Below are 11,292 nucleotides of genomic sequence, written 5' to 3' on the forward strand. Positions count from 1 at the left end.
GAGAGTGTGCCTTACGGCATGTTCTTCATCATTTCCGGCGACATCGGCATCATGTTCACGTTCAGATGATGCATGACCCAGAAGGAGCCCGAAAGCGCGATCGCCACGAGCAGCAGGGTGAAGATCAGCGCCAGGAATGTCCAGCCGCCCTCAGACTTGGTGTTCATGTGCAGGAAGCAGACCATGTGGACCACGATCTGGATCGCGCCGAAGATCATGATCAGTGCCGCCGTGGCGATAGGGCTCGAGAACACCCCGGCCATGACCAGCCAGAACGGGATCGCTGTCAGGATGACGGAGAGGATGAACCCCGTCATGTAGCTCTTCATCGTGCCATGGGCCGCTTCGTGGCCGTGGCTGTGGGCATGGTGCGCCTCGTGGGCGTCTTCGTGTGCGGGGGCTTGAGAACTCATTTGAGAACTCCCATCAGGTAGACGAAGGAAAAGACGCCGATCCAGACGACATCGAGGAAGTGCCAGAACATCGACAGGCACATCAGCCGGCGCTTGTTCTCGACGATCAGGCCGTGCTTGGTCACCTGCACCATCAGCGTGATCAGCCAGACGATGCCGAAAGTGACGTGCAGGCCGTGGGTGCCGACGAGCGTGAAGAACGACGACAGGAATGCCGAACGTTGCGGGCCGGCGCCTTCGTGGATCAGGTGGTTGAACTCGTAGAGTTCGATCCCGAGGAAGGCCGCGCCGAACAGGCCGGTGATCGCCAGCCAGAGCAGTACATTGCCCCTCTTGCCCTGTTCCATTTGCAGCATGGCGAAGCCATAGGTGATGGAGGAGAGCAGCAGCATGCTGGTGTTGATCGCCACCAGCGGCAGATCGAAGAGATCGGCCGGGGAGGGGCCGGCTGCGTAGTTGCGGCCGAGCACGCCATAGGTGGCAAACAGCACCGCGAAGATCAGGCAGTCGCTCATCAGATAGAGCCAGAAGCCCAGCATCGTGCTGCCTTCGGGATGATGCTCTTCCGTCAGGTAGAATTGCGGATTTTCCGTTGTTTGGACTGTTGTGTCGCTCATGCTTTCACCTGCTCGGCAAGTTGCGCCGTCCGCTCGCCTTCCGTCTTGATGACCGTTTCGGCGGGGATGTAGTAATCGCGCTTGTAGTTGAAGGTATGCCCGATCCCGATGGCGATCATCGCGACGAAGGTCACGGCGGCCAGCCACCAGATGTACCAGATCATTGCGAAACCGAAGGCGACGCTCAGGCCACCGAGGATGACGCCGGTGCCGGTATTCTTGGGCATGTGGATCGGCTTGAAGCCACCGAGAGGCCGCTCATAGCCGCGGTTCTTCATGTCCCACCACGAATCGTGGTCATGGACGACCGGGGTGAAAGCGAAGTTGTATTCCGGCGGCGGCGACGAGGTCGACCATTCCAGTGTACGGGCATTCCAGGGGTCGCCGGTGACATCGCGCAGCTCTTCGCGCTTCATGAAGGAAACAACGAGCTGGATCAGGAACGAGCCGATGCCGAGTGCGATCAGGCCCGCGCCGATAGCGGCAATGACGAACCAGATTTGCAGCGAAGGATCCTCGAACTGGCTGACGCGGCGGGTGACGCCCATCAGGCCGAGCACATAGAGCGGCATGAAAGCGAGGTAGAAGCCGATGAACCAGAACCAGAAGGACATCTTGCCCCAGAAGGAATCGAGCTTGAAGCCGAAGGCCTTCGGGAACCAGTAGTTCACGCCGGCAAACAGGCCAAAGACCACGCCGCCGATAATGACGTTGTGGAAGTGCGCGATCAGGAATAGCGAGTTGTGCAGCACGAAGTCGGCCGGCGGAACGGCAAGCAGCACGCCCGTCATGCCGCCGATTGTGAAGGTGACCATGAAACCCACCGTCCACAACATCGGCACTTCGTAGCGGATGCGGCCGCGATACATCGTGAACAGCCAGTTGAACAACTTGGCACCCGTCGGGATCGAGATGATCATCGTGGTGATGCCGAAGAAGGCGTTGACCGATGCGCCTGAACCCATCGTGAAGAAATGGTGCAGCCAGACGATGTAGCTGAGGATGGTGATGACGACGGTGGCATAGACCATCGAGGCATAACCGAACAGGCGCTTGCCGGAGAAGGCGGCGACGACTTCGGAGAAGATGCCGAAGGCAGGCAGCACGAGGATGTAGACTTCCGGGTGGCCCCAGATCCAGATGAGGTTGACATACATCATCGGGTTGCCGCCGAGGTCGTTGGTGAAGAAGTTCGTGCCAACGTAGCGGTCGAGCGTGAGCAGCACGAGCGTCGCGGTCAGGACCGGGAAGCTCGCGACGATCAGGATGTTGGTGCAGAAAGACGTCCAGGTGAAGATCGGCATCTTCATCATGGTCATGCCCGGCGCCCGCATCTTGATGATGGTGGCGATCAGGTTGATACCGGACAAGGTCGTGCCGATACCGGCGATCTGAAGACCCCAGATATAATAGTCGACGCCGGTGCCGGGACTGTAGGCGACGCCCGAAAGCGGCGGATAGGCCAGCCAGCCGGTGCGGGCGAATTCACCGACGAACAGGGAGATCATCACGAGGATCGCGCCGGCGGTGGTCATCCAGAAGCTGAAATTGTTGAGGAACGGGAACGACACGTCGCGGGCGCCGATCTGCAGCGGTACCACGAAGTTCATCAGGCCGGTGACGAAGGGCATGGCCATGAAGAAGATCATGATCACGCCATGGGCCGTGAATACCTGGTCGTAGTGGTGCGGCGGCAGGAAGCCCTCGTTGCCGTTGAACGCCATGGCCTGCTGGCCGCGCATCATCAGCGCGTCGGCAAAGCCGCGCAGCAGCATCACCAGCGCGAGGATGACATACATGATGCCGATCTTCTTATGGTCGATGCTGGTGAACCATTCGCGCCAGAGATAGGCCCAGAGCTTGTAATAGGTGAGCGCGCCGAGGACCACGATCCCGCCGAGCGCCACGGCCGCGAAGGTCGCGACGAGAATGGGCTCGTGGTAGGGAAAGGATTCGAGCGTCAACCGGCCGAAGATGAACTTCAGAAGGTCAGGATTGGAAGACATGGAATAATCCGTTCATTGATGTCGCAAGGCCGCTGGTGCATTACTGCACCAGCATCCCTTCAATTGTTCGTCTGGGCAGGCGCGGGTTTGGCATCGTCCATGCCGGGCATCGTATGGCCGTCATGCATGTCCATGCCCTTCATTGCATCATCACCCATGGGCTTTTCCTCGGTCGCCGCAGGAAGAACCTCGGCTGCGGGCTCATGGGCGCCCACGATGTGTCCCGGGGTGACGGACAGGTCGCCCTGTTCGGCATTGCGGTCGTCATATTTGAGCTTCTCGCGGTTCTCGGCGCTTTCCTTGCCGGCGCCGCCCATGTGGTCGATATGCATCATTTCGTTCATGCACATCTTGCCCGGAGCGGCGCAGAGATTGAGGATGCGAACGAACAGACCTTCTTCAGCGGACGCAAAATAGCGGACCGGTTCGCGCTCGCTCGGCTTTTCGAGTTTCAGGTAGGTGTCGCGATTGAGCGCCGTGCCCTGCTGCTTGACCCTGGCGATCCACTGATCAAAGCCAGCCTGATCGACGCCATGGAACTTGAAGCGCATATGCGAAAAGCCGGCGCCGCTATAATTGGCTGAGAAACCCTCGAACTCGCCCGGCTTGTTGATGACCGCGTGCAGCTTGGTCTGCATGCCCGGCATGGCATAGATCTGGCCGGCAAGTGCGGGGATATAGAAGGAGTTCATCACCGATGACGCGGTGATCTTGAATTCGATCGGCCGGTCGACGGGGGCTGCGAGTTCGTTGACGGTGGCAATGCCCTGTTCCGGGTAGATGAACAGCCACTTCCAGTCGAGCGCCACGACTTCGACAGTCAGCGGCTTTTCGTTGGCAGGAATTGGGCGGCTGGCGTCGATGCGATCAAGCGGGCGGTACGGGTCGAGCTTGTGGGTACTGATCCAGGTCACGGCACCGAGCGCGATGACGATGGCAAGCGGGGCAGACCAGATTATGATTTCGAGTCGGGTCGAGTGATGCCAGTCGGGATCATACATGGACGCGGTGTTTGAGCGGCGATAGCGCCAGGCAAACAACAGGGTCAGGAAAATCACAGGCACGATGATCAGCAGCATCAGGATCGTCGACACGATGATCAGGTCGCGCTGCTGGACGGCGATATCCCCCGAAGGCGACATAACCACCAGATTGCATCCAGCCAGCAAAAGGAATGCCGGCAGCACCGCCAGGAGGCGGGTTAACTTAGGTACTTTTCGCACGTCGCTAAGCTCTTCTTGTTTCGTCCGTGAGGCGACTAAAGCACTTGCTTCGATTGCGGTATGAGGTGAGTTGTCGCAGTGCAGCAAATAATTTCGCGGTGCGATGGAACCTGTCCCCAGCCACGGCGTTTTCATTTCGATGATATTCGCTAGGCGCATTGAAACGACTGTGTATTCTGCCGCTTTTTGCATCATCAGGGGCGGCAAAAAGTATCACGCTGCGCAAAGAACGTGCTGGTTTTTCGCGCAATGTTTCATCCGTAGCTAATTTTCATCGAACCCGTCAACGATTTTTCAGCATTCGGACTTGCTAAATGGTATTTCATGTTCAAGATCATTGCGGGGCGCTTTGCGGCAAGCGCCTTGAAACGAGGGAGGCGTTTTGGAAATGAGCAGTGCATTGAACTACGGCCCATCTTCTTCATCGATGGAGAGAGATGCGCGTAAGATACATGACGACAAGCCGGTGTCCCCGGGCAGTATCGCCCTTGGGGTGATCATTGGTCGCATGTCGGAATTCTTTGACTTCTTCGTCTACGGTATCGCCTCGGTGCTGGTGTTTCCGAAGCTGTTCTTCCCCTTCGCGCCCGATCCGTTGACGGCGACGCTCTACTCTTTCTCGATCTTCGCGCTGGCATTTATCGCCCGGCCGGTCGGGTCCGTTGTTTTCATGACTATCGACCGGCTTTATGGACGCGGCACCAAACTGACGATCGCGCTGATCCTGCTTGGCGGTTCCACCGCCTCGATCAGCTTTTTGCCCGGCTTCCACACACTCGGATATTGGTCGATCGCTCTGCTTGCACTTTTCCGTCTTGGACAGGGTTTTGCGCTCGGCGGCGCCTGGGATGGCCTCGCTTCCCTGCTGGCGCTCAACGTGCCGCAGAACAAGCGCGGCTGGTATGCGATGATCCCGCAGCTCGGCGCGCCGATCGGCTTTGCGCTGGCCAGCCTGCTGTTCGGTTATTTCGTGGCCAATCTTTCGACGGAAGACTTCCTCGTCTGGGGTTGGCGCTATCCGTTCTTCGTGGCTTTTGCGATCAATGTCGTAGCGCTGTTTGCGCGTCTGCGACTGGTGATGACCAGGGAATTCGGCGATATGCTCGAGCAGCATGAATTGCAGGCCGCACCGGTGACCGAGGTCATTCGCTTCCATGGCCGCGATATCCTCATCGGTGCCTTCGTGCCGCTGGCGAGCTTTGCGATGTTCCACCTCGTGACGATCTTCCCACTCGGATGGATCACGCTGTTCGGCAAGCAGTCGGCGGGCGAGTTCATGGTCGTGCAGATCATCGGCGCAGCTGTCGGTATCGTCGCGATCATCGCCTCGGGTCTTCTTGCCGATGCGATCGGCCGCCGCAGCCAGCTGACCGTCTGCGCGATCATCATCGCCATCTTCAGCTTCTTCGGACCGTCGATGCTCGCATCGAGTTCCTGGGGCCAGGAAGCCTTCGTGATCATCGGCTTCGGGGTGCTCGGCCTGTCCTTCGGTCAAGCGACTGGATCGGTTTCCTCGCGCTTCAGCCAGCGCTACCGTTACACCGGTGCGGCCATGACATCGGATCTGGCGTGGCTGATCGGCGCGGGTTTTGCGCCGCTCGTGGCGCTGAGCCTGTCGGCCAATTTCGGCCTGGCCTTTGTCGGATACTACCTGCTGTCGGGTGCGATCTGCACGATCGTAGCGATCTATTTCAGCCGAACGCTGGAGCCCTATCATCCGGCTCGGCCAACCACTTGAGTCGGAACTAGCTGCGGCCGGCCACCCAGTGACGAATGATCTGTAGAGGCCATTCGACATTGGGGGCAGGCTTGCGGCGGTTGGTTCGATTTCTATCCTACCTGTTTCTGGGGCTTGCCATCGCCTTAGCCACGCTGTGGTCGGCGCTGGCTTTGTGGTATCGACTGCCATCTCCGGAGATTGTCCGATATCTCGCAGCCGGATCATTCGGGTTGCTTGGCCTTCTGGCTATCATCGCTCTGTTTGGCCGCTGGCGCTTGCGCGCGCTTGCAGTCTTCATCATCGCCTTCGGTGCGCTGCTGTTCTGGTGGAGCACAATACAGCCATCGCGTGATGCGGATTGGGCGCCGGACGTTGCCCGGCAGGTTACCGGCGTCGTCAACGGCGATATCCTGACGCTGACTGATGTGCGCGACTTCGACTGGCGCAGCAACAGTGATTTCACCGAGCGCTGGACAACGCGCAGCTACGATCTTTCCAAATTGCAAAGCCTCGACATGTTCATGTCCTATTGGGCCGGGCCGGACATGGCGCATGTGATCCTGAGCTTCGGCTTTGAAGGCGGTGAGCAGTTGGCCTGGTCGATCGAAGTGCGGCGGCGCAATGGCGGGGCCTTCTCTCCCATTGGCGATCTCTTCAAAAGCAATCCGCTGGTTATCGTTGCGGCCACTGAGCGTGACGTCGTCGGCGTGAGATCAAATGTCCGTGGCGAGGACGTCCAGCTTTATCGGCTGCGGACACCGCCGCAAGCGGCGCGAACCTTGCTGCTGGAATATGTCGCCGATGCAAATGCGCTTTCGACGGAGCCGAGGTTCTATAATTCGCTGACCACGAACTGCACGACCACGATCTTCAAGATGATCCGTGCCGTCGGTGACAAGGTTCCCTTCGACTGGCGGCTGATCGTCAACGGCTATCTACCGGATTATGCTTATGATCGCGGCGCGCTCGACGCGAGGCGGTCATTGCAGGAATTGCGGCAGATGGCGCACATCGATGAACGTGCAAAGGCGGCTGGCTTGTCTCCGGACTTTTCACAGGCGATCCGCGTCGGAGTCCCGTCCCCGCTGGAAAACTACGCTTCTCCTTGAGCAGGGCGTTCCTATCAGCCTACCTTTTGGACGATCTTGATCCAGCCAGACTGATCCAGCCCGATCGTGATCGACGCATAGTCGTCGATCGAAGAGTGTGGCGTTTCCATCGGGTGCTGGTGGGTGGCCTTGATAACCATGACATCGGCGCCGGCGGCTTCTGCCGCCTGGATGCCCGCAGGTGCATCTTCGAACACCAGGCAATCGGCGGCAGATACGCCAAGCTTTTCAGCGGCCAGCAGGAACGGATCGGGATGGGGCTTGCCCTTCGCCACATCCTCGGCCGTCACCACGACATCGGGCGTTGCGATACCGGCGGCCTTCAGCCGGCGGCTGGCGAGATCGAGCGAGGCTGATGTGACGATCGCCCAGCGGTCTGCCGGCAAGGATTGCAGAAAGGCAGCGATGCCATCGATCGGGATGATACCGCCGACATCATTGTATTCCGCTTCGGTGACCCACTGCACCTCGGCATCGATATTGATGTTCGGAATGTTCTGCTTGCGGATTGTGTCCTCGGCGCGGACGCCGTGGATGGTCGGCAGGAAGGCCGCGACATCCAGGCCGTGACGCTCGGCCCAGCTACCCCAGACGCGTTCTGCCGCCTCGATAGAACTGAGGAGCGTGCCGTCCATGTCGAACAACAGGGCAGCGTAGGATTTCTGGGTCACTTTTTGCAGCATGATCGTCCGATGTCAGAAGAGGGATTAGTTGGCCGACTGGTCGCCCAGAGCGTTCCATTCGGAGAGCACCTTGTCGAACACAGCGGTGCCGGTGGCGCCCTTTTCCAGCGTGATCAGTGCGCGGCGGCCATTGCGATAGGTGATCGGAATGTCGATCCAGGGCCGCTTCATAAGCTCGAGATTGGCCTTGCGTGCCTCGGCGTCGTCGTTGAGCGCCACCATGTGGAAATCGTCGGTGATCTTGGCCGGAACTGCGACCAATGCGTCGCCGCGATCCTGCTCCGTCGGCTTGAAGGCGACGCGCTGGATGCTCTCGACATTGCCTTCGGCAAAATCCTTGGGCATGGCGAAGACGATCTCGATGATGTGGCTGGCCGGCAGCGACGGGTCGGTGTTGCGCTTGAAGGTCATCAGCGCTGTAATCTTGCGCTCGGGAATATCGAGCTGCGCCTCGATCGTCGGCTCGGGCTTGCCCTCGACAGTCTCGTTCTTCTCGCTCCAGACGATGGTGCCGGGTACTGCGACCGGCGATGTCTGGCCGAGGCGCTCCTCATAGAGGAACATCTTCTGGGTCGCGGCAAGTGCCGGAGCGTTGGCCGCTGCCTTGCCGGCATCCGTTGTTGTCTTGCCGTCGGCAGAGGCGACATCCTTGCCCGGCTCGGTCTGGCCGAAGACGTTCTTGCCTTCCTTCAGAGCCTGGTCGACCGGCAGCTTGGACTTGCTGGTGTCGGCTTCCGATCCATCCGGCATCAGCCGCTGGGTGAATTTCTGCGGACCGGTATCGAGCGAAGCGACTTCGGTATTCTTGGCGGCGTCGGCGGGTTTGTCGGTTGCCGTCTTTTCGGCTGCGGTGTCGACGGCCTTTGCATCGGTCGTGGATTTATCCGCCGGCTTGGTCGTGTCGCTGGCCGGCATGATGTTGGCGACCATAGCGGACACATTGTCCTTGTAGTGCCAGAGCGCATAGGCGCCGCCACCGAGCACGAGCGCGCCGACCACACCCAGGCCGATAACCATCGGGTTGAAGCGATTCTTCTTTTTCTTCTTCTGGTGCCGGAAGGACTTGCCTTCCAGCTTGTTGACCGCGCGCGCGACGTCGGGCGGCAAATCACTGGTGGCCGTTGCAGATGCCGATTTTGGTACGGCGATCGGACCGCGGTCGAAACCGATGATGTCTTCAAGCTCTTCGCGAGCACTGGGCTGAGCTTTGGCCGCCGCTTCGCGCGCCGCAGCCTGAGAGGCAAGCTCCTTCTGCTTGGCTTCCAGCGCTTCCTCGAACGCGGCCGGCTTGGTGACCTCAGGAAGATCGTCAAAAGGTGCGTCCCAGGAAAACTCTTCCTTCTCCGCCTTTTTCGGCGGAGGCGGCACGACGGAGCGGTTCATTTCCTGCTGAACGAATTCGTTGAACCCGGAAACGACATCGTTTTCGTCGTAGGACACCTTCGGCATCGGCACGGCAGACTCGTCTTCGTCTGGCGGAACGACTTGAGGCTCCTCGTCGATATCGACAGCCCAGTTCGTAGGCGCTGCGGCGGCCTCCTGGGTCTGCGCGCTCTCGGCCTGAACCTCGGCATGGAAGGGATCGGCCGCGATGACCTGGTCTTCGTGATGGTCTTCAACGACCGGCGCCGACGAGATCGTGTCGTCGCCATAGGACACCGCTGCCTGGGTCTCAGCTTCGGGCTCGGCCTTTTCAACCGGCTGTTCGTCTGCCTGCAGTTCCTGCTCTACGGGTGCCTGATCGGGGACAGGTGCTACCTCTTGAGCGGGCTCGAGGAAGTCATCGACGCTTTCCTGACGGGCGGGCTCCGGTTCCGTTGCGGCTGGCTGTTCGGCGGCAACTTCGGCCGGAGCTGTCTGAACCTGTTCGGGCTCAGGGGCCTGTTCGACAGGTGTTTCATCGACGGAAGCTTCTTCGACGACGGCGGTTTCTGCCGGCAAAGCTTCGGCGTGTTCTTGCTCGACTTCGCGGATGGCGGCATCCAGCTTGTCGAGCTGCTTCTGGAACATGACCTCGGGGGGCCGGGGCTTCATGTTTTCGAGCTGCCGGACAACGGCCGAGCGCGCACGTTCGTAGACCTTGGCCCGCATTTCGGGCGTATTGTCGCTCAGGCCGTCAACGGCGCGTCGGATGACTGCAATAAAATCCGCCATATGGTCTTTCTCTAATCTCCGCGCCGGGTTCTAGAAGCCCAGCGCGTCGGATCAATCTTCAAACGGGTCGGTGACGAGAATCGTGTCGTCGCGCTCCGGGCTGGTCGACAGCAGCGACACCGGCGCACCAATCAATTCCTCCACCTGGCGAACATATTTGATCGCCTGTGCCGGAAGATCGGCCCATTTGCGTGCGCCGACGGTCGATTCTTTCCAGCCTTCCAGTGTTATATAGACCGGCTGGATCCGGGCTTGCGCTGCCTGACCTGCGGGAAGATGGTCGATCTCCACACCATCGAGCATGTAGCCGGTGCAGATCTTCAATTCATCCAGCCCGTCGAGCACATCGAGCTTGGTGAGCGCGATGCCGGTGACGCCGTTCGTGGCAACCGACTGGCGCACGAGCGCGGCATCGAACCAGCCGCACCGTCTCTTTCTACCGGTAACTGTGCCAAATTCATGACCACGCTCACCTAAAAACTGGCCGACCTCGTCTTTGAGCTCGGTGGGGAAGGGGCCTTCGCCGACGCGGGTCGTGTAGGCCTTGGTGATTCCGAGGACGTAATTGAGGGCAGAAGGACCCATACCGGATCCGGCGGCAGCCTGGCCCGCGACCGTGTTGGAGGAGGTCACGAAGGGATAGGTGCCGTGGTCGACATCGAGCAATGTGCCCTGTGCGCCTTCGAACAGGATGCGCGCACCCTTGCGGCGTTCGCGATCGAGCAGCGCCCAGACAGTTTCCGAGAACGGCAGGATCTGCGCGGAAACCGATGTCAGTTCGGTCATGATGGCATCGTGGCTGATTTCCTTTTCGCCCAAGCCGCGGCGCAGCGCATTGTGGTGGGTCAGCAGGCGATCGACCTTGAGGCCGAGCGAGTCGGGATCGGCGAGATCGGTGACGCGGATGGCGCGACGGCCAACCTTGTCCTCGTAAGCCGGGCCGATGCCGCGGCGGGTGGTGCCGATCTTGGTGCCGGAATTGGAGGCCGCGTCCTCGCGGATGCCGTCGAGTTCGCGATGCAGCGACAGGATCAGCGTGGCATTGTCGGCGATGCGGAGATTTTCAGGGGTGATCTTGACGCCCTGGGCGCCAAGCTTGGCGATCTCGGCAATCAGTGCATGTGGGTCGATGACGACGCCGTTGCCGATGATGGCAAGCTTGCCCGGACGCACGACACCCGACGGCAGCAACGACAGCTTGTAGCTGGTTCCATCGATCACCAGCGTATGGCCGGCATTGTGTCCACCCTGGAAACGGACGACGATGTCCGCGCGCTCGGAGAGCCAATCGACAATCTTGCCCTTGCCCTCGTCGCCCCATTGTGAACCGACTACAACCACATTCGCCATCTGATATTTCCTGTCAA

Annotated in this window: 9 protein-coding genes; 2 read left to right on the forward strand and 7 right to left on the reverse strand. The window is 60.0% G+C overall.

The window, feature by feature from the left end:
- Window positions 1–11: 11 nt before the first annotated feature.
- From cyoD to cyoA, 4 genes are read right to left on the reverse strand one after another with little or no spacing between them, the layout of a single operon-like run.
- A complete protein-coding gene (gene cyoD / locus ACXHRN_RS03000) occupies window positions 12–413 on the reverse strand; it encodes a cytochrome o ubiquinol oxidase subunit IV (protein WP_488639866.1) in 402 nt (133 codons plus the stop codon).
- Entirely contained in the window at window positions 410–1,030 is a 621-nt protein-coding gene (gene cyoC / locus ACXHRN_RS03005) for a cytochrome o ubiquinol oxidase subunit III (RefSeq protein ID WP_488639867.1), read from the reverse strand. Before cyoC ends, cyoD begins: the two co-directional genes overlap by 4 nt.
- A complete protein-coding gene (gene cyoB / locus ACXHRN_RS03010; RefSeq protein ID WP_488639868.1) occupies window positions 1,027–3,036 on the reverse strand; it encodes a cytochrome o ubiquinol oxidase subunit I in 2,010 nt (669 codons plus the stop codon). Before cyoB ends, cyoC begins: the two co-directional genes overlap by 4 nt.
- 59 nt (window positions 3,037–3,095) lie before the next feature.
- Complete coding sequence (gene cyoA, locus ACXHRN_RS03015) at window positions 3,096–4,259, reverse strand: ubiquinol oxidase subunit II (RefSeq protein WP_488639869.1); 1,164 nt, start codon at window positions 4,257–4,259, stop codon at window positions 3,096–3,098.
- 388 nt (window positions 4,260–4,647) lie between these two features.
- Between cyoA and ACXHRN_RS03020 the strand changes: the two genes are divergently transcribed.
- Both ACXHRN_RS03020 and ACXHRN_RS03025 read left to right on the forward strand, forming a co-directional pair.
- Window positions 4,648–5,997, forward strand: a complete 1,350-nt coding sequence (locus ACXHRN_RS03020) for an MFS transporter (RefSeq protein ID WP_488639870.1) — start codon at window positions 4,648–4,650, stop codon at window positions 5,995–5,997.
- 71 nt (window positions 5,998–6,068) lie between these two features.
- Window positions 6,069–7,088, forward strand: coding sequence for an Lnb N-terminal periplasmic domain-containing protein (locus ACXHRN_RS03025; RefSeq protein WP_488639871.1), 1,020 nt, complete (start codon window positions 6,069–6,071; stop codon window positions 7,086–7,088).
- A gap of 14 nt (window positions 7,089–7,102) precedes the next feature.
- On the opposite strand, the gene ACXHRN_RS03030 is transcribed toward ACXHRN_RS03025, so the two are convergent.
- Genes ACXHRN_RS03030 through ACXHRN_RS03040 form a run of 3 tightly spaced genes read right to left on the reverse strand, consistent with a single transcriptional unit; the run spans window position 7,103 to window position 11,275 of the window.
- Complete coding sequence (locus ACXHRN_RS03030; RefSeq protein ID WP_488639872.1) at window positions 7,103–7,771, reverse strand: HAD family hydrolase; 669 nt, start codon at window positions 7,769–7,771, stop codon at window positions 7,103–7,105.
- A 24-nt stretch (window positions 7,772–7,795) separates the two neighbouring features.
- On the reverse strand, window positions 7,796–9,925 hold the full coding sequence (locus ACXHRN_RS03035; RefSeq protein ID WP_488639873.1) for a hypothetical protein: 2,130 nt from the start codon (window positions 9,923–9,925) through the stop codon (window positions 7,796–7,798).
- A gap of 51 nt (window positions 9,926–9,976) precedes the next feature.
- Window positions 9,977–11,275 (reverse strand): adenylosuccinate synthase, encoded by a 1,299-nt coding sequence (locus ACXHRN_RS03040; protein ID WP_488639874.1) that lies wholly within the window; start codon window positions 11,273–11,275, stop codon window positions 9,977–9,979.
- Between the last annotated feature and the right edge of the window lie 17 nt (window positions 11,276–11,292).

It is taken from the genome of Shinella sp. OV683, from assembly GCF_057787725.1.